Annotated in this window: 14 protein-coding genes; 6 read left to right on the top strand and 8 right to left on the bottom strand. The window is 63.3% G+C overall.

All coding sequences use genetic code 11. From position 1 onward, the window contains the following. The first annotated feature begins 403 nt into the window (after positions 1 to 403). The 4 genes from ABID19_RS10270 to ABID19_RS10255 all read left to right on the top strand — a co-directional run bounded on the left by ABID19_RS10270 (position 404) and on the right by ABID19_RS10255 (position 2,874). Entirely contained in the window at positions 404 to 1,342 is a 939-nt protein-coding gene (locus ABID19_RS10270; protein WP_354490662.1) for an ABC transporter substrate-binding protein, read from the top strand. Further along, a complete protein-coding gene (locus ABID19_RS10265; RefSeq protein ID WP_354490170.1) occupies positions 1,339 to 2,031 on the top strand; it encodes a L,D-transpeptidase in 693 nt (230 codons plus the stop codon). Before ABID19_RS10270 ends, ABID19_RS10265 begins: the two co-directional genes overlap by 4 nt. A gap of 145 nt (positions 2,032 to 2,176) precedes the next feature. Further along, complete coding sequence (locus tag ABID19_RS10260) at positions 2,177 to 2,395, top strand: hypothetical protein (protein ID WP_337124585.1); 219 nt, start codon at positions 2,177 to 2,179, stop codon at positions 2,393 to 2,395. A gap of 239 nt (positions 2,396 to 2,634) precedes the next feature. Next, positions 2,635 to 2,874, top strand: a complete 240-nt coding sequence (locus ABID19_RS10255; protein WP_354490660.1) for a hypothetical protein — start codon at positions 2,635 to 2,637, stop codon at positions 2,872 to 2,874. A 179-nt stretch (positions 2,875 to 3,053) separates the two neighbouring features. On the opposite strand, the gene ABID19_RS10250 is transcribed toward ABID19_RS10255, so the two are convergent. From ABID19_RS10250 to ABID19_RS10235, 4 genes are all read right to left on the bottom strand, one after another. Then, complete coding sequence (locus ABID19_RS10250; protein WP_354490168.1) at positions 3,054 to 3,890, bottom strand: maleate cis-trans isomerase family protein; 837 nt, start codon at positions 3,888 to 3,890, stop codon at positions 3,054 to 3,056. A 67-nt stretch (positions 3,891 to 3,957) separates the two neighbouring features. After that, positions 3,958 to 5,199 (bottom strand): D-amino acid dehydrogenase, encoded by a 1,242-nt coding sequence (locus ABID19_RS10245; RefSeq protein WP_354490166.1) that lies wholly within the window; start codon positions 5,197 to 5,199, stop codon positions 3,958 to 3,960. A 138-nt stretch (positions 5,200 to 5,337) separates the two neighbouring features. Further along, positions 5,338 to 6,087 carry a GntR family transcriptional regulator gene (locus tag ABID19_RS10240; RefSeq protein ID WP_354490165.1) on the bottom strand — a complete coding sequence of 250 codons (750 nt, stop codon included), beginning with the start codon at positions 6,085 to 6,087 and terminating at the stop codon, positions 5,338 to 5,340. Between the two features lie 293 nt (positions 6,088 to 6,380). After that, the gene (locus tag ABID19_RS10235; RefSeq protein WP_354490163.1) at positions 6,381 to 8,399 is read right to left on the bottom strand and encodes a transcriptional regulator; all 2,019 of its coding nucleotides are present in this window, start codon (positions 8,397 to 8,399) and stop codon (positions 6,381 to 6,383) included. 216 nt (positions 8,400 to 8,615) lie between these two features. On the opposite strand from ABID19_RS10235, the gene ABID19_RS10230 reads away from it, so the two are divergent. Together ABID19_RS10230 and ABID19_RS10225 are read left to right on the top strand one after the other, a co-directional pair. Continuing rightward, positions 8,616 to 9,701: a PLP-dependent cysteine synthase family protein gene (locus ABID19_RS10230; protein WP_354490162.1), complete on the top strand. Its 1,086-nt coding sequence runs from the start codon at positions 8,616 to 8,618 to the stop codon at positions 9,699 to 9,701. 25 nt (positions 9,702 to 9,726) lie between these two features. Next, positions 9,727 to 11,226 carry a pyridoxal phosphate-dependent decarboxylase family protein gene (locus tag ABID19_RS10225; protein WP_354490160.1) on the top strand — a complete coding sequence of 500 codons (1,500 nt, stop codon included), beginning with the start codon at positions 9,727 to 9,729 and terminating at the stop codon, positions 11,224 to 11,226. Positions 11,227 to 11,250: 24 nt separating this feature from the next. Here ABID19_RS10225 and ABID19_RS10220 read toward each other — a convergent pair whose 3' ends face one another. From ABID19_RS10220 to ABID19_RS10205, 4 genes are all read right to left on the bottom strand, one after another. Continuing rightward, entirely contained in the window at positions 11,251 to 12,891 is a 1,641-nt protein-coding gene (locus tag ABID19_RS10220; RefSeq protein WP_354490158.1) for an ABC transporter substrate-binding protein, read from the bottom strand. A gap of 184 nt (positions 12,892 to 13,075) precedes the next feature. Next, complete coding sequence (locus tag ABID19_RS10215; protein WP_354490156.1) at positions 13,076 to 15,655, bottom strand: mechanosensitive ion channel family protein; 2,580 nt, start codon at positions 15,653 to 15,655, stop codon at positions 13,076 to 13,078. A 127-nt stretch (positions 15,656 to 15,782) separates the two neighbouring features. Further along, positions 15,783 to 16,787, bottom strand: a complete 1,005-nt coding sequence (locus ABID19_RS10210) for a cytochrome d ubiquinol oxidase subunit II (RefSeq protein WP_352927614.1) — start codon at positions 16,785 to 16,787, stop codon at positions 15,783 to 15,785. Continuing rightward, positions 16,787 to 18,157: a cytochrome ubiquinol oxidase subunit I gene (locus tag ABID19_RS10205; protein WP_354490154.1), complete on the bottom strand. Its 1,371-nt coding sequence runs from the start codon at positions 18,155 to 18,157 to the stop codon at positions 16,787 to 16,789. Before ABID19_RS10205 ends, ABID19_RS10210 begins: the two co-directional genes overlap by 1 nt. Positions 18,158 to 18,248: the final 91 nt, after the last annotated feature.

The raw sequence follows: 18,248 nt of genomic DNA, 5'->3' as shown, positions 1-18,248 counted from the left end.
AGAGCTTATGAGGAAATGTAAGCCTATTTGATCGCCTGGATCTGGGTATATTGCTGGTATTTTTCGAACCCCGCCAACCGTTGCGCAGGCCGAAAGAAGTGCCGCTCACTTATTCGATTTTCTTCAACGCTGCGGTGTGCCGATAGAGGCGCAGTGGGCGCGCAGCGGCCGCTTTTTGAGCATCTTCCCAGACGGAGTGTCATCGGGTAGCGTGGGGGAGCGGCACGTGACGACGCTCTCTTCGGCGAATGCGTTGTCGCATCTTCAGCAGTTGCCGTCGGCAGATGGAGCTGGTGTCACAACCCGGTGCTTGCCGTGACAAGTCGTTCCCGTCCCGGTTGGTTTCAGCGCCGAAGCGAGGGGGAAGAAAATGCACAAGCGGTTTCTGCAGTCTCTGCGGAAAATGTCGTTGGCGGCATTGACGATGCTGGTGGTGAACATCCCGGCCCAAGCGGCCGATCTCGTCATTGCAATGCCGAACTGGCCGTCGGGCCAGGCGACGGCAAACATTCTCAAGGTCAGCCTGAAGGAAAAGTTCGGGCTCGATGCTGAGGTGCGCGAGATGGGGACGCTTATTGCCTTTGCCGGCCTCGATTCGGGCGAGGTGGATATTCACCCCGAAATGTGGCTGCCCAACCTGGACAATCTGGTGAAGAAGTATGTGGACGGTGCCGGCACGGTAGCCATCAGTCCCATCGGTGTGCCGGCTTGGCAAGGCATTTGCGCTACTCGCGAAACTGCCGACAAGTTTGGCATTCGCGACATTTCGGATCTTACCGACCCGCGCAAAACTGCCGCGTTGGACACTGATCGGGACGGACATGGGGAACTGTGGATTGGCGCCGAGGGTTGGTCCTCAACGGCGATCGAGCGCGTCCGCGCCAACAGCTATGGCTATGCCAAGACGATGACATTGCTGGAGACGCCGGAGGATGTCGGAATGGCAGCTGTCGACGCCGCGGTCGCCACGGCTCATCCGATGGTGTTTGCCTGCTACGCGCCGCATCATGTGTTTGAACTGCACGACATTGTCCGGCTTACCGAACCGCCTTTTGACCCGGCAAAGTGGAAGATCGTGCTGCCTTCCGAGGATCCGCTCTGGGTCTCGAAGTCCAGCGCGCCAGTGTCCTGGGATACCGCACATTTCCATATCGCTTACGCCACCTCACTGCGCAAAAAATATCCTGACGTGGTCGAGTTCCTGGAACGGGTCGCGCTCAAGCCCGAGGACGCCGCGAAGATGAGTTATGCGCTCCAGGTGGAGCGTCAGGATCCTTACGAGTACGCCAAACAATGGGTTGCCGCGCAGGGCGCTCGGGTGCACGGGTGGGCAAATCCATGAACGGAAAGCTGATGATCGTGGGACGCGCCATTCTGCAGCGGCGCTCCCTGACCGCAATTGTCGCGGTGGCGTTCGGTCTTGTCGCAGTGGCGGCGCTGGCTGCGGGAACACAGGTTTTCGATCCGAAAACCCGCAAATGGGTGGACTATGACCGCACCAAGGCGCGCAAATATTATGCCGCGCATAATGAAGTTCCCGAGGCGTTTCGCCCGCAGATGGTCAAGTTTCGCACCGCGGAAGTGCCCGGCACGATCATCATCGATGGCAACCAGCATTTTCTCTATCTTGTGCAGCCCGGTCAGCGGGCCATGCGCTACGGTATCGGCGTCGGCCGGGAGGGATTTGGATGGGCCGGAATCGTGCGCGTCGGCCGCATGGCGGAATGGCCGACCTGGACGCCCCCGGCCGAAATGATCGCTCGTGATCCGAATGCGGTCAAACATGCGGGAGGCATGCCGGGAGGACCGGACAACCCGCTCGGCGCCAGGGCGCTCTATCTGTATGAGCGCGACCAGGACACGATCTACCGGATACACGGCACGCCGGAGCCCTGGACGATCGGGCTCGACGTGTCATCAGGGTGCATCCGGATGAGGAACGACGACATCACCGATCTCGCATCCCGCGTCAAGGTTGGAGCCAAGGTCATCGTTCTCATGCAGGGGGCGGCACTTTACAAGGGTGTGTAAGGCCGGGAAGCGGCATTCGGAGAGGGACCAAGCAATGTCGGCAAAACATGCAGTGAGAACGTCGATCCGGGCAACAACAATTGGATTTTTGGTGGGAACACTGAGCGCTTGCGTCAGCGCCCCGCCGCCGCCTCCCCAGGAACAGATGTCCAGGACCAAGGTCGAGACGGCCCCGGCGGACCTTCAGCTTCTTTGCGCCGACGCGGCCGCCAAGGCGAGCGGCGTCGACAGCACGAAGATACTTCCGGTTTCGTCGAGCAAGATCGATCCCCAAACCTATCAGGTCGAGCTCGATGCCGGCGGCAAGAAGACAAGCTGCCTTGTCGATACCGAAGGCAATGTCAAATCGGTTCAGCCTGCCTGATCCGCTCTGGTCGAGGAATTTTGGGCGATCTGACGATTGCTGCGAAGCTGCCGTCGACTTCGGACGTGAGGTGGTGGCGATCAGCCGTGATGAAGGCTCAGAAACCTCGAGAAAAAACCGGCCGACCGCAGCTTGCCTCAACCCGGCGGCATCATCGTGATTGGCAGGTTCGGGCATCCGCTGTACCATTTCCTACGCCGGTCGCCGACGCAGCGTGTTCCGGCAAGGGAGAAACGTCCATGTTCCGATCAATTTCGCTTGCGGTTTTCCTGGCGGTCGTTCCTGCGACAGCCTTTGCAAACTCATGCCCGACCATCATGGCCGCGATCGACGCGGCGTTGCCGAGCGCCACCCTCTCCGAGGCCGATAAGACCAAAGTCAAGGAACTGCGCGCCCAAGGCGAGACATTGCACGCCGCCGGCGATCATGCAGGGTCAGAGGCCGCGCTCAACCAAGCCAAGACGATGCTCGGCATATAGCTGCGACGATCGCGGCTTTGCTGGCCGATCTTCTTGGCCGATTGCCGGGCTTTTGTTCGGCTGTCGGACGGTGAGGATCGCGGCCTTGACCGGTTGAAGCAGGCCTGAACTGGAGTGGATCACCCAGCCCGATGCGCTTGGCGCCTTCTCGGAACATGGCCTCGACGTCCGATAACCGGTCAGTTGCTTGGCAATCCAAAAAGCCTTCCGCCGGGCACGACGTCATTGATCCCGGCGAGCCGCAGACAATGCCAGGCCATGGCGTGGTTGCTGGACGTCACCGGCACGCCGATACGCTGCTCGAGCCCGGCGGCCGCTTCGGCGATGCGCAGGCTGGTGCATGATATGAAGACCGCATCCACCCCCGGCGCGGCAGCCATTTGCTCGGCCGCAGCTTCGATCGATGCGACCGCGATGCGGGCGGCGTCGCGATCGTCGCGTCGGTCGAAGGTCGCGACGGCCGATATGCCGACGCCGCGCCCGCTGAAATAGGCAACGAGGTTTTCGTTGATCTGCGGCGCGTAGGGCGTCAGCAGGCCGATGCCTTTGACGTCGAGAGCCTTGAATGCCGCGAGTGCTGCGGTGACCGGTGTGGTGCAGGCGACATTTGGCCGTGCCTTCCTGATCTCCGCGAAAACCGCCTCTTCGCCGAGCGTCATCGTTGCCGAGGTACAGCCGAAGGCAACGACGTCCAGGGAAATGCTCGGCAAGATGAGGTCGACGGCCGGCGCGATCCTGGGACCGATGGCGCGCAAGGTGTCAGTCGTTATGTCGTTGTCGCTGAACACGCGGGATTCGTAGAAGGCGACACCGGGCTGGCGCACGAGTGCGCGGAATTCATGCTCCAGGGTCTGATCCGTGGCCAGCACCACAAGGCCGATCGCCGCCCGTGACGCCAGACCGCCGTCGAGTTCCGACGGCAGCACGCCAAGATCGACCGGTTTGGGATCGACCGGTCCTGAAAACCGAGGGGCGGCAAGGTTGAGAGACATGGCGTTCCCTTTCAATTTGAGCATGATCCTCTCCGAAAACTGGTTCCCACCCTTGGGTCAGGCCCGAGGGCATGCTTTTCGGGATCATGCTCTAGGTCAAAAGATCATCCATCGGAATGGCCGGCGTCCGGCCGGCGATCAGGTCGGCGGTGATCCGGGCCGACCCGTGCGACATGGTCCAGCCGATGTGGCCATGCCCGGTGTTGAGGAAGAGGTTGCGCAAGCGTTGCCGTCCGAAGGTGGGAAGATTGTTCGGCGTCATCGGCCTCAGACCAGCCCACATTTCGGCGCGGTCGTAGTCGGCGCCTTCGGGGTAGAGCTCCTGCGTCACGCCTTTCATGAAAGCGAAATCGGCGGGCTTATGGCTGGTGTCGTAGCCGGCGAACTCCGCCGTCGCGGTGACGCGGATGCGGTCGCCGAAGCGCGAGATGGCGACCAGATTGTGCTCGTCGACTGAGGCGATGGTCGGCGGCAGCGGACGATTGCCGATCGGAATCGTCAGCGAATAGCCCTTGATCGGGTAGATCGGCAGCCGGATGCCGATCTTGCCTGCCAAAGCAGGACTGTGACTCCCAAGCGCCAGCACATAGGCATCGCCCCTGAAAGGCTCTTTGTCGGTGAGCACCTGCGCGACAGCGTCGCCTGATGTTTCGACGCCGGTGATCGTCGTGTCTGTGTGGATGGCGCCGCCCCGGGCGACAATCTTGGTGGCGAGGGCCCTGGTGAACTTTGCCGGGTCGCCGGTCTCGTCGGTCGGGCAATAGATGCCGCCGGCAATCTTGTCCTTGGCCGACGCCAGCGACGGATCGAGCGCGACGATCGCGTCTCGGTCGAGCACCTCGATCTCTTGTCCGTCCGACTGCAGCAGCTTCATATGCTCGACACCGCTATCGAGTGCCTGCTGGCTGCGATGGAAATAGACGATGCCGCGATCGTTACGGTCGTAGTCGATTTGCTCGTCGGCAACGACCTCGCGCAGCACCGCCTGCGAGTAGGCGGCGAGGCGATGCTTGAGCAGCGTGTTGCGTCGCGCCTTGGCGGCCGTGCATTCCATGAGAAACAACCAGGACCACGTATAGAGCCGCGGATCCGCCGAGAACTTGAAGCGCAGCGCCTGGTCCTTGAGCACCAGCGATTTCAGCAAGGTCATCGGCGCCTTGGGGGACGACCAGACAAAGGAATGGCCTGGCGCGATCATGCCGGCATTGCCCCAACTCGTCTCGGCGGCGACCTCGCTGTTGCGTTCAATGAGCGCGACGTCGTGACCATCGTTTTGCAGTTGGTAGGCTGTCGTGATACCGACGACGCCGCCACCCAGCACCACTACGCGCATGACGCCTCCGGAAATCGCAAAGTGAGTACACTTTAGAATGTAATTTGCGAACCGCAAGAGGCTCTATGCAATCGCCAGACACCGGCGGGAGAGAGGGCTCCGGGGATCGTCAGGCGTTTGGCTCGCCTGGCTGTCCTGTTACGCGGCCGTCCCAAAGAAGATCCGCGCCAGACCGCGTGTCGCCACCTCCATCGCATGCGCCGAACTCAGCGTGATGTGCTTTTCGACCAGCGCTGCCCCGCCCGCGGCATCGCGACGGCGCAGGGCATCAATGATCGCTTCATGCTCCTGGTAGCTGTGGCTGCGGCGCGGCATGGACTCCAGATCGATGCGCCGGAAAAAGCGAATCCGCGAACATAGGCCATCGAGCGCGTTGACCATCTGCGCATTCTTCGACAATTGCGTCAGGGCCATGTGGAAACTTTCATCGGCAACGGCAACCTTCGCCCACGACCCTTCACCCTTCAGGCTGCTATGCTTCGTCCATGCGTCGACGGTGGCCTGGATCTCGGTATCCGATGCCCGCTTACAAGCCAGGACGAATGCGGCCCGCTCGATCGCCGCGCGAAGTTCATAGAGATCGCGCACGGCTTCCGGCGTGAGTTCGCGGGCATAGAATCCCTTGTTGGGAACTGACGCTACGAAGCCGTCGCGCTGCAATCTGTTGAGAGCCGCGCGCACCGGCGTGCGACTTACGCCAAGTTCCGTCGCGAGTTCGACCTCGTTGATCTTCTCCCCCGGCCGGAAACGATAGTCGATCGCGAACTCCTTGATCGTCGCGTAGACCCTATCGACACTGTCCGCAGCACGGACGATGCGCTCTCGCTCTTTTGCGCGCGTTTGGACTTCTACCCCGGCACCGGCGTCATTTCTGGGTTTTTTTGCCATCCTGTCCTCATGCCATGTCCACGCACGCGTCTGAAGAGGCCTATGCGGCGCGCTTTGCGTTCCTGTTTTTGTGCATGTCGTTGTCCCAAAGCCGCTATGCACCTTTGGGCAACACGCATTAGCCTCCCGAGAAGACCAACTCTGATATGATACATAGCTGAGTCGCAAACTGCACTCAGTTACCGCCACGGGGAAAGAGCCGGCCGAGGATCGGGGCCGCGATCGGTTGAGGTCGTGTCAGACGGAGGCATGGCTCGGGCTCATTCGCTTCAAAAGCACCGTCCCGGGTTGGATCACCCCAGCCCAATCCTTCTCGCCCCTTGCCGGAACAGGGCCTCGGCATCCGGTTCGAAGCGGAAGGTGTTGATGAAATCGTCGGCGCGGTAATTCGGCAGCGTCTTGCGCAGCGCGGCGGCGAAATTTCGGGCCTCGTCCTGCCGTCCGGCCAGCGCCAGGCAGTGGGCGGCGATGGCCAGGATGATGGCGTGGGCGTTGGGGCGGGCGGCGGCCTTCAGCGCCCATTCTGCCGCCTCGTCGAACTGGCCGAGCCGGGCGAGCGCCATGGCGCGGGAGCCGAGCATGCCGAACAGCAGCGGATCGAAGGGGCTGAGATGCCTGGAATGGTCGGATGAGCCGATCGCTGATTTCGGGTCGCCCGACTGCGAGTGCACGAAGGAGAGTGCATAATGGCCGAGCGCGAAGTTAGGGCTGAGGTCGACAGCCCGTTCCAGCTCGATGAGGGAGCCGTCCTGCTCGCCGCGCAGCCACAGCGCCCGGCCCATGGCCCAGTGCGCGGCGGGATTGTGATCGTCGACCAGAAGGCTTTGCCCGGCCGCCTCGAAGGCGAGCGCGCTTTCCTGCTCGCGGTCGCCCCAGCGCTGGAAAGCATTCTGCCAATGGGTGAAGGACAGGCCGGCATAGGCGCGGGCGAAGGTCGGATCGAGCTTCAAGGCAATGTCGAAGAAATGCCGGGCCTGTTCGTTCTCGGTGCGGGTGAAGCGGTACATGTGCCAGAGGCCACGATGGTAGGCCTCCCAGGCATTGAGCGAGTTCGGCGCCTTCAGCATGGCGCGGTTGCGCTCGCGCGTCTCGATCTCGTTCGAGATCGACGAGACGATGGCGTTGCCGATCTCGTCCAGCACGGCAAAGATGTCGTCGGGCCGGCGCTCGAACGTCTCGGTCCAGACGATCCTGGCGGTGCGCACCTCGACCAGTTCGATGCTGACGATGATGCGGCCTGGCAGGCTGCGCACCGCGCCGGTGGCGACATAGTCGACATTCAGCCGCCGGCCGGCATCCTCCGGCGCGATGTCCTTTTCCGCCAGCGCAAAGACGGAGCCCCGTGCGATGACGAAGAAATCCCTGAGCTTGGCCAGGCGGGTGATGATGTCGTGGGTGAGGCCGTCGGCCAAGCCACCACGGGGGCCAACGCCGGCTTCCTCAAAAAACGGCATCACCGCAAGCGAGGCCCGGCGCGGTACCGCGGCATCGGGTTCGGCAAGCGCAATCGGGGGCGCCAAACTTACCACGGAGCGCGCGCATGGCGTGGCTACCGACGGCCGGTCCTTGATCGCCCGCCAGGCGTCGCGGACCGGGGCAAAATCCAGGTCCTCGGATTGGAAGAGTTGCGCGGCGGCGGCAAGATGCTCCTCGCACGCGCCGACTTGGCCGCGCTGGGCAAGATTTTCCAGCAATGCGACATGGGCACGCCCATCGAAGGGTGCCAGAGCAAGCCATCTTTCGATGTGGGCGGACACGCTCCTGGAGCCCACCGGGAGATTGTTGACGAGATGCTCCAGAATGGCGGCATGGCATGAGCTGAAGCGGCGGCGCTGCGCAGTCACCCAGCTCATGAAATGCGGGCTGCGGTCGATCTCCAAGCCTTCGAGGAAATCGCCAACGAACAGTTCGGACAAGGCTTGCAGGCGCTCCAGATCGAGTGTCTCGACGCCCTTGGCGGCGGCTGAGGCAATATCGATCGCGTCGACGAAACTGCCGCCGAGATCAAGCGCGACCGTGTCGCCCGACGTCTCGATCTTGGCGGGATCCTCGAGAACGCCCCTGAGCTTGCTCAGGCACCAGCGAAGCTCGCCCCTCGGATCGTTCGGTACGTCCCACAAGAGCTCGCACAGGCGGCTGCGGCTCACGGCGTGCGGCGCAAGCGCCAGATAGGCGAAGAGCGCGCACAGCTTGCGCGATGCCGGCAGTTGCACGGCGGCGCCATCGCGCATGATCGTCAGCCGCCCGAGCAGCCGCACGGACAGCCCGGCCCTACCGCCGTCCAGGCTCGATCGAGCGGATTCCACGTGCATTTCCACGCTTGCTCCCACGCTGGCCTATCGCCCTCTGCTTTATCACTGAAAGCGATAGAGTGCATCCGGCAACGAATTTCCGCGCCGGACGCCGGCATTGCCGGCACAGGCACCTTACCGCGGCAAGGTCTCGAAACCTCGCCGCCCAAACCGCCGGTTTGTAACCGGCTCGTGACGACAACAACTTGTGACAAAAACAAAAAGAGGAGAGCAGACATGTTGCAGCAACGGAAAATCAGGACCACGGCCGGCCGCGGCCGCCTGTTCGACAGCGTTCTCGACACGGTCGGCGATACGCCGGTGATCAGGATCAACAATCTCAGCCCCGATCATGTGACGATCTATGTGAAGGCTGAATTCTTCAATCCGGCGGCCTCGGTGAAAGACCGGCTGGCGCTCAACATCATCGAGGAGGGCGAGCGCAGCGGCGCCCTGAAGCCGGGGCAGACCGTCGTCGAGGCGACCAGCGGCAACACCGGCATCGGGCTTGCCATGGTCTGCGCCCAGAAGGGCTATCCGCTGGTGGTGACGATGGCCGACAGTTTCTCCATCGAACGGCGCAAGCTGATGCGCATGCTGGGCGCCAAAGTAGTGCTGACGCCGCGCGCCCAGAAAGGCTTCGGCATGTACAAGAAGGCGGTTGAGCTGGCCGAGGCCAATGGCTGGTTCCTGGCCCGTCAGTTCGAGACCAAGGCCAATGCCGCCATTCACGAGGCGACGACCGGGCGCGAGATCATCAACGATTTCGTCGGATCTCGGCTCGACTGCTTCGTCACCGGCTATGGCACCGGCGGCACTGTCGTCGGCGTTGGGCGCGTGCTGCGGCGCGAGCGTCCGGAGACGCGGATCGTGCTGGCCGAGCCCGCCAACGCCCAGCTGATCGGCAGCGGCAAGGCGCAGGAGCGCGGCGCCGGTGGCGCGCCGGCTGCCAGCCATCCGGCCTTCGAGCCGCACCCGATCCAGGGCTGGACCCCGGATTTCATCCCCAACGTGCTGCAGGAGGCGGTCGACGCCAGCCTCTATGACGAGGTGATGCCCGTGCCCGGACCGGAAGGCATGAAATGGGCCAAGGCGCTGGCGCAGAAGGAAGGCATCTTCACAGGCATTTCCGGCGGCGCCGCCTTCGCTGTGGCGCTCCAGGTGGCGGAAAAGGCGGCACCCGGCTCGGTCATCCTGTGCATGCTGCCCGACACCGGCGAACGTTACATGACGACGCCGCTGTTCGACGGCATCGAGGCCGAGATGGACGCCGAGGAGATTGCGCTTTCGCAGTCGACGCCGGGCTGCCAGTTCCCGGCGTGACGGCGGCATATCGGGGGCGACCTGCATGGACACGCCGTCTGGATTCTCCACCACGACCGAGGAAACGCTTGACCCCTCGGACTGGGCCGATGTGCAGATCCTGTCGCACCGGATCGTCGACGATGCCGTCGCTTACCTGCGCGATGTCAGAGACCGGCCGGTGTGGCAGGAGATGCCTGGAGATGTGAGGGACTTCTTCACCGCGGCCCTGCCGCAATCGCCAACGCCGCTTGCCGAAGTCTATGGCGACGTCGTCAAGAAGCTGATGGCCTATCCGATGGGCAACATCCATCCGCGCTTCTGGTCGTGGTACATGGGGTCGAGCAATTTCACCGGGGCGCTCGGTGATTTCCTGGCAGCGATACAGGGTTCCAATCTCGGCGGCGGCAATCATGCCGCCGCCCTGATGGACAGCCAGGTCGTCGACTGGCTGAAGCAGATGCTGGGCTTTCCGCAATCCGCCAGCGGCACGCTGGTCAGCGGCGGCTCGATGGCCAACATCATCGGCCTGACCGTGGCGCGCAATGCCAAGGCCGGCGTCGACGTGCGCGAGTATGGCGTCGCCGCCATGGCCAAGCCGCTGCGTTTCTACGGCTCGGACCAGCTCCATTCCTGCCACCGCAAGGCGATGGAAGCGCTCGGCCTCGGCAACCGGGCGCTGCGCCGCATCCCGACCGACGCCGGATTGCGGATCGACATCGACGCATTGCGCAAGGCGATCGCCGAGGACCGCAAGGCCGGCTTCAAGCCGGCCTGCGTCATCGGCACGGCAGGCACTGTCAATACCGGCGCGATCGACGATCTGCAGGCGCTGGCAAGGCTGGCGGCTCAAGAGGACCTCTGGTTCCATGTCGACGGCTGCATCGGCGCCCTGATCGCCATTGCGCCGGAAAATGCCCACCGGGTCGCCGGCATCGAACGCGCCCATTCCATCGCGCTCGATCCGCACAAATGGCTGCACGCGCCGTTCGAGGTCGGCTGCGCTCTGGTCAGGGACGGCGCCTCGCACCGCAATACGTTTGCGGTCACGCCGGAATATCTGGAATCGACGCCACGCGGACTGGCATCCGGACAATGGCTGCATGATTACGGCCTGCAAACGTCACGCGGCTTTCGCGCGCTGAAAGTGTGGATGGCGTTGAAGGAGCACGGCATCGAAAAATTCGGCCGGCTGATCGACCAGAACATCGCCCAGGGCCACATTCTCACCGGGCTGATCGAGGCCGAGCCGACCCTTGAGCTGACGGCGCCGACCAGCATCAACATCGTCTGTTTTCGCTACCGCGGTGATGGGCTGGCGGACGACGAGTTGACGGGCGAAGCGCTGAAGGCGCTCAACACCGAGATCATGCTGAGGCTGCAGGAAGAAGGCATCGCCGCCCTCTCGGATACGACGGTGCATGGCCAGCATTGCCTCAGGGTGGCGATCAACAACCACCGGACCCGACGCGAGGATCTTGACCTACTGGTGCGGGAGACGGTTCGACTTGGGAAGGAGATTTCAGGGGCACCCGCCGGCCGCTGATTCAAGCGACCGGCAACGACAAGGTCACGCCTCAATCCAGACCTTCTCGAAATGCTGCTCCAGCGACTGGTGCTGCTCGCAGCCATGCACGCCCTTGCGGAACGTCCGGTAGACCGAGCGCCAATAGGGCTGGATGATGATGCCGGAGTCGCGCAAATTCTGTTCGATCTTGGCCATAATCTCCTTGCGGGCGCTGGCATCAGGCGTGGCCAGCGCCTTGTCGAGCAAGGCGTCGAACTCGGGATTGGCATAGGCGCTCTCGTTCCAGGCAGCGCCTGATCTGTAGGCCAGAGCCAGCACCTGGACGCCCAGCGGCCGGCCGAGCCATTCGGTGCAGGAGAAGGGATATTTGCTCCAATCGTTCCAGAATGTCGCCGCCGGCAGCACGGTGCGTTTTACCTTCAGCCCGGCGTCGCGCATCTGCGCGGCGATGGCGTCGCCAGTCGTCTTCTGCCAGTCGACATCGACCGATATCAGATCGTATTCGTGGTCGGACTTGCCGGCTGCGGCAAGCAGGGCCTTGGCTTCGTCGACGTTGCGGACGGCCGGACCGATGTCGGCATATTCGGCGTGCATCGGCCCGACATGGTGGTTCTCCGCCGGCTTGCCGCGGTCGTTCATGCCGATCTTCAGGATCGCGCTGTTGTCGACCGCTAGCTGGGCGGCCCGCCGCACCCTGATATCGTCATAGGGCGCATTGCCGACGTTGAAGCGCGCAACGATCGTCGAGCCGGTGGCAAGCTCCGAATTGCTCAGGTCCATGGCGTCGGTCTGCGAGACCGTATCGGCGGCAGTTTCGTGATTGGTGTCGATCTCGCCGGATTCAAAAGCCGAGAACATGGCATTGGGATCGGAGCCGTAGTCGACCCATTGGATGCCGTCTAGGTAGAAGTCGCCTTTCCACCAAGGCTTATCCTTGCGGCGGACTTCTGCGCCGACTTCAGCGTCCCATACCGCCAGCTCGCAAGGCCCTGACGTGATCGCCAGCGCCTTCAGCGGATCGCCGTCGCCATCGTAGCTGCGATGCATGATCAGCGCCGGATAGTCGGTCATGCCGGCAATCAGCGAAATGTCGGGCTTCGGCAAATTGAGCCGGACGGTAAAGTCGTCGACGCGTTCGATGCCACCGTCGACTGGTTTCTTGGTCGCGGCATCGACCAGCGCGCCCATGCGCTCGGCGACCGAATTACCGGGGACGCCGGCATCGCACCAGCGCGTCAGATTGTGGACGACGTCGTCGGCGTTGAAGGTATCGCCATTCGACCAGGTGATGCCCTTGCGGACGTGCAGCGTGAGCACGCGGGCGTCGTCGCTGGTCTCCCAGCTCTCGAGCAGCCACGGCTCGAAGGTGAAATCGCGGTTCCAGCGGACCAGATATTCGTTGCACTGGCGGGCGATGTTGGACATTTCGACGCCGTCGAAGGTGCGCGGATCCTTAAAACCCTTGACGTTCATGGCGACGCGGAGCACGCCGCCGCGCTTCGGCTCCTCCGCCCTGGCCGGGGAAGGTGCCAGGCCGCCCAGCGTCAGCGCACCGACGGCGCTGACGCCGAGTGCTGCCATGGTGGCGAGATATTCGCGCCGGTTCATCTGGCCCTTCTTAAACCCGTCGGCGACGGGCTCGGCCTGCGGATGCAATGACCTGCCGGTCAACATGAACTTCATAGTCGATCCTCCCTGTCGGCGCCCGGCGACCGCTTCGCGGGGGCGGATGCGGTCGCCGGGCGCCCTGGTCATAGGCGATGATAGTGTGGGCTTGATCGGGGAAGTGTTCTGGTTTCCGCAGTTGTTGTGCGCTGTTCCGCAGAGGTAGAAGGGGCCGGCACTGCTGCGATGCAGAAGCGCCGAGCTACGCGCCTTTTTTCCACGGCAGGCTCCAGCGCAGCTTTTCCCGCGTCGCTCCGGCCGCAGTCGATGTCGGGGCGGGCTTCATTTCGTGGTATTGTGCCGAGCCCTGCGGCGGATAGGCGTGGGTGTTGTTGAGAGCGAGCTTCTCGATCTGGCTGAAGTCGGGGAAAGGCAGGTTTTCCGCCTCACGCCAGTCGCGGACCCTTTTCTCCGCAGCGATTCGTTTTTCCTCGTCGGCCGGCAGATCGGCGGCCGTGTACTCCAACTGCGAGGGGAAGGCGAACTGCGTGCCGGCATCGTCCATGATGTTGATGATGGATAGAAGGATGTCCTCGCGTATGGCGAGGAACTCGGACCCGTCCGCCGTCATGATATAGGTGGACACCTCTATGTCGAGCGAATAGGGGCCGAAGCCGATAAAGCGCACATGGCAGGGGTCGTCGATGACGCGCGGATGCGCGATCAGCAGCTTGCGCAACTCGGCCAAAGTATAGCGCAACTGATCGGGTGTGGTCTCGTAGCGCAGTTGCAGCGTCGTCGCGAAGCGGGTGCGGTCGCGATGCGCGTAATTCTCGATCTGCATGCCGGCGAAATCCGAATTCGGCACCGAGATGATTGTGCGGTCGGGCGACCTTATGCGGGTCGAGCGCATGCCGATATGCTCGATGGTGCCCGACTGTCCGCCGAACTTGCAGAAGTCTCCGACGCTGACCGGCCGGTCGGCATAGAGCGTCAGGCCGGAGAGGAAATTCTGCAGCGTCGGCTGCGCTGCCAGCGCCACGGCGAGGCCGCCGATGCCGAGACCGGCGATGACGCCCTCGTAAGGAATTGCGAGCACTTCGGCCAACAGCAGGAAGGCGACGATCAGCACGGCCACGCGCGCCACGCCGGTGGACAGCGAAATCAGCGTGTCGTGATAGCCCGGCACCTGCCACATGCTACGATAACGATCGGCGATCCTGCCGATCAGGTGCCAGATCACCGGTACGAAACCTATCACGATCAGGCTCCAGGCCACGGCCTTCACTGGTGCTGCGACCACCTGCGGCAGGCCGAGCGGGCGCAATGTCACCAAAAGGAAAAGGCCCAGGAAGATCGAACGTACCGCCCATTCGACCACGCGCAGGAAACCCGACCGCTGCGAGCGGTTCTGGCTGGGCGTGAAAAAGGAAATGACCGCATTGGCGATGAAGCCGAAGACAATGCCGGCCAGCACTGCCAGGCCGAGCATCCACCATTGCCAGCGCTCCATCGGTCCGGCGCGGGTGAGCAGGCGGGGGCTGATCTCGCGGGCCAGGCCACGCGTGGCGAAGAACGGGTCGGTGCTGGCGAAAGCGGCGAATTCCGGCGCCACCGGGACCTCTTCCACATCGGCATAGAGCGTGCGGATATTGGCGAGCGTCTCGGGCGTGAATTGCCAGATCTTGCCTTTGCCGGTGCCAGCGGAATCCGTCTCGACCGGCCCGACGACTATGTTGCCGGACGGATGCTCGAAATAGACGTAGGGCGTGTTGCTTATGGGGTCGTCCGGAATTTCCTGCCAATAGACATAGCCGATACGATCGATGACTTTCTTCAGATAGCGCTCGAGAAGGACCGCCTCGTCGGCGCGCACGGCGGGGTTGTAGTCACGCAGATTGAGCGCCGCCTGCGCCATGTTACCGGCCTCGGTGACGCCGCTGAGCAGCACCTTGAACGTATCGCGTGGCGAGGCCAGCTTGGCTGGATCGTCGACCCAATCGACGGCTTCGCCGCGTGCCGCCTGGAATTCGGCGAGCTTGGCCTGGAGCAGGCCGGAAGGCGGCCCGACGATGAACCACTCGCTTTGCCTGCGCCGGAAAGTGACGTCGAAGAAGACGTTGGTGCCATATTGCTGGAGCTTGGCTCTCACCTCGTCGCCGGCGATCGCGTCGTGCGGCAGGCTCCAGAGGCGGAAGGTGGCATTGTCGATGACATTGAACAGAAGCTTGGTGTAGTCGGGCATGTTGAGGCCGCCGCGGTCGGCCTCGGCGACATCGACTAACCCGGCCGCCCGGGCGGCGAGGCCCATGCCGCCGCCGGTTGCGCGCGGTACATTGTCGGCGCCGCTCTCGTTCATCGCCTGCAGGAACGAGCGCATGGTCGTCATCGGGCTGGTCTGGTCGACACGGATGTCCTCGACGGCGCTGACGCGCACGCCTGTCCACCATTCGGCCGTGGCAGTTTCGAAGCGCCCCATGAAGCTCTCGCCGTCGGGCGACTGGACGAAGAGGAAAGCGCCCTGGCGATCGCCCTCGAACCAGCGTCCGACAAGATTTCCGCCTTCAGCCTTAGCCTCGATGCGGCCGTTGTAGAGCGGGTAGACGCCCTTTACATCGGCACCGGTCTGCTCGAACGTGATCTCGGCGCCGCCGCCGCGCCATTTCGTGTCCCAGACGCCGTTCCAGTTGGCACCGGTCCAGTCGGCTGTCTCCTGGGCATTTGCCTGCTGCAGCAACGGCAGCAGGCCGGCCAAGGCAAGCGCCACGATCAGAGCGATCATACGGATCAGGACCGAGGCCAGCCGATCTTGGCTCGCTGATGCGACGGGGACACCGCTCATTGCATTGTCCTTCTTCTCGCCCGTGCAGCAGTGGGCGGGACTCTGTCGAAGAAGGGTTATTGCCGCGGAAGGTGAATATTCTGTTTCCGCAGGGTCATGGAACACCGCCGGATCGCGGCGCTTGCCGTCAATCGTAGGTCAGATCCGTCGCCTTGCCGCCGAAGACGCGGTAGGCGTAGAACGAATAGAAGATGATGATCGGCAGCACGACCACCGTGCCGGCCAGGATGATGGCAAGGCTTTCGGGCGCGGATGCCGCCTGCCAGATGGTCAGCCTGTCGGGCACGACGAAGGGATAGAACGACCAGGCAAGCCCGGCAAAGCCCAGCGTGAAGATGGCGGCCAGCGTCAGGAACGGTATCAACGCATGGCGGTCGTCTGCCTTGGGCAGATGAAAGGTCTGTCGCCATAGCCACCCGAACAGCATCGCCGACAGGACCGGCAGCGGCGACAGATAGAGCATGGAGGGCCAGACGAACCATTTGTCGAAGATGCGCGGGCTGGCGAGCGGCGTCGCCAGCGAAACGGCGACCATGCCGAGTGCGGTCAGCACCAGCGCACTACGCAACCAGAGCACCGCCTTCTTTTGCAATTCGCCTTCCGTCTTGTAGATGACCCAGGCCGCGCCCATCGCCGCATAGGCGGCCGCAAGGCAGAGCGCCACCAGCGCGCCGAAGGCGATGCCGCCCAGGCCGACATCCAGGCCGAGCACATAGATCCCAAGCATATAGCCTTGTGCCAGCGAGGCGATGACCGAACCGAGGAAGAAGATGCGGTTCCAGCGATGCTTCCGACCGGCCGGCACCTTGGCACGGAAGTCGAAGGCAACGCCGCGCAGGATGAGGCCGACCAGGAGCAGGAAGACGGGGATGTAGAGTGCGGTGAGGATGGTGCCGTGCGCCAGCGGGAAAGCGACCAGCAGCAAGCCGACGGCCAGCACCAGCCAGGTCTCGTTGGCGTCCCAGAACGGACCTATCGCGGCGATCATGGTGTCCTGCTCGGCGTCTTCGGCGACCGCGAACAGGATGCCGATGCCGAGATCGAAGCCGTCGAGAATGACGTAGATCAGGATGGCAAGGCCCATCAGGCCGGCGAAGATGACGGGGAGCAATGTCGGCCAGTCGAGGGTCATCACCGGTCTCCTGGTTGGGCGACGGGCTGCGACAGCGGCGCGTTGAGGACACCCGGCAGCGGCGAGGCGTCACCATCCTTCGCCGCCTTCAGGGCCAGATGCACCAGCACGCCGAGATAGGCGATCAGAAGCAGCGCGTAGAGGGCGAGATAGACGGCAAGCGACAGCGCGACCTGGCTGCCGGCGACCGGGCCGACGGCATCGACAGTCCTCAGCACGCCGGTCACCAGCCAGGGCTGGCGGCCGATCTCGGTGGTGTACCAGCCGGCTAGCGTCGCCAGCCAGCCGGACAGCGCCATCGGCACCATCACCAGGGCCAGCAGTTTCGGCAGGCTGTGGCGGCGCTTCAAGAAAAAGGCGGCCGACCAGGATACGACGAGCATCAAGACCCCGGTGCCGACCATGATGCGAAAAGCCCAGAACACCGGGAAAACAGGCGGGTGGTTGCCGACATAGTCGTTCAGCCCCGGCACGACGCCGCTGGCGCTGTGCCTGAGGATGAGGCTGGCCCCGTCGGGGATGGTGACCTCGAACTTGTTTTCTCTTGCCGCTTCGTCGGGAAGCGCGAAGAGGACCAGCGGCACGTTTGGTCCGGTGTTCCAGTTGGCCTCCATGGCGGCGATCTTCTGCGGCTGGTGCTCCAACGTGTTGAGGCCGTGCTGGTCGCCGGCGAAGATCTGGATGGGGATCAGGATCGCCGCAGTGAAGACACCGGTGCGCAATGCCTTCCACATCGATTCCGAGCGATCTCCATAGAGATAGCGCAGCGCCGACAGGCCGGCGATCAGGAACGAAACCGTCAGGCCTGAGGCAAGCAGCATGTGGATGAGCCGGTAGGGCATCGATGGATTGAAGACGATGGCCCACCAGTCGACGGCATGGGCGACGCCGTCGCGCATCTCGAAGCCGACCGGCGTCTGCATCCACGAATTGAGCGCGATGATCCAGAAGGCGGACAGGGTGGTGCCACCGGCCACCAGCACGGTCGCCAGCGTGTGGATGCGGTTGGAGACACGGCGGAAACCGAACAGCATGATGCCGAGGAACGCGGCCTCGAGGAAGAAGGCGGTCAGGATCTCATAGGCGAGCAGCGGGCCGGCTATGTTGCCGACGGTCTCCATGTAACCCGGCCAGTTGGTGCCGAACTGGAAGCTCATGGTGACGCCCGAAACCACGCCCATGGCGAAAGACAGCGCGAACACTTTCACCCAGGTGAAATAGGCACGCATCCAGGCGGAATCGCCCGTGGCGTTGTAGCGAAGCTTGAAGAACAGCAGCACCCAGCCAAGTGCAATGGTGATAGCCGGAAACAGGATATGGAACGAGATGTTCGCGCCGAACTGGATGCGCGAAAGGATGAGCGGGTCCATGGTGGGCTCCGGCTGCTGCTTATGGCAGGAAGATAGGCCGGATGCGCCAAACGGTCAAAGCGGCGTGGCGTCACGCGAGGCGGAACGCCGC

Source organism: Mesorhizobium robiniae (genome assembly GCF_040545535.1).
In the GTDB taxonomy this organism is placed as follows: domain Bacteria; phylum Pseudomonadota; class Alphaproteobacteria; order Rhizobiales; family Rhizobiaceae; genus Mesorhizobium; species Mesorhizobium robiniae.
This window is presented reverse-complemented; position numbering and strand designations above follow the sequence as displayed.

Bases quoted from the DNA above. Each gene is read 5' to 3' on its own strand.
- ABID19_RS10245 (WP_354490166.1), bottom strand. From the start codon at position 5,199: ATGCGCGTAGTGGTGCTGGGTGGCGGCGTCGTCGGTATCACGACAGCC.
- ABID19_RS10205 (WP_354490154.1), bottom strand. From the start codon at position 18,157: ATGGACCCGCTCATCCTTTCGCGCATCCAGTTCGGCGCGAACATCTCG.
- ABID19_RS10260 (WP_337124585.1), top strand. From the start codon at position 2,177: ATGTCCAGGACCAAGGTCGAGACGGCCCCGGCGGACCTTCAGCTTCTT.
- ABID19_RS10265 (WP_354490170.1), top strand. From the start codon at position 1,339: ATGAACGGAAAGCTGATGATCGTGGGACGCGCCATTCTGCAGCGGCGC.
- ABID19_RS10270 (WP_354490662.1), top strand. From the start codon at position 404: ATGTCGTTGGCGGCATTGACGATGCTGGTGGTGAACATCCCGGCCCAA.
- ABID19_RS10210 (WP_352927614.1), bottom strand. From the start codon at position 16,787: ATGACCCTCGACTGGCCGACATTGCTCCCCGTCATCTTCGCCGGCCTG.
- ABID19_RS10215 (WP_354490156.1), bottom strand. From the start codon at position 15,655: ATGAGCGGTGTCCCCGTCGCATCAGCGAGCCAAGATCGGCTGGCCTCG.
- ABID19_RS10255 (WP_354490660.1), top strand. From the start codon at position 2,635: ATGTTCCGATCAATTTCGCTTGCGGTTTTCCTGGCGGTCGTTCCTGCG.
- ABID19_RS10235 (WP_354490163.1), bottom strand. From the start codon at position 8,399: ATGCACGTGGAATCCGCTCGATCGAGCCTGGACGGCGGTAGGGCCGGG.
- ABID19_RS10250 (WP_354490168.1), bottom strand. From the start codon at position 3,890: ATGCTCAAATTGAAAGGGAACGCCATGTCTCTCAACCTTGCCGCCCCT.
- ABID19_RS10220 (WP_354490158.1), bottom strand. From the start codon at position 12,891: ATGAAGTTCATGTTGACCGGCAGGTCATTGCATCCGCAGGCCGAGCCC.
- ABID19_RS10230 (WP_354490162.1), top strand. From the start codon at position 8,616: ATGTTGCAGCAACGGAAAATCAGGACCACGGCCGGCCGCGGCCGCCTG.
- ABID19_RS10240 (WP_354490165.1), bottom strand. From the start codon at position 6,087: ATGGCAAAAAAACCCAGAAATGACGCCGGTGCCGGGGTAGAAGTCCAA.
- ABID19_RS10225 (WP_354490160.1), top strand. From the start codon at position 9,727: ATGGACACGCCGTCTGGATTCTCCACCACGACCGAGGAAACGCTTGAC.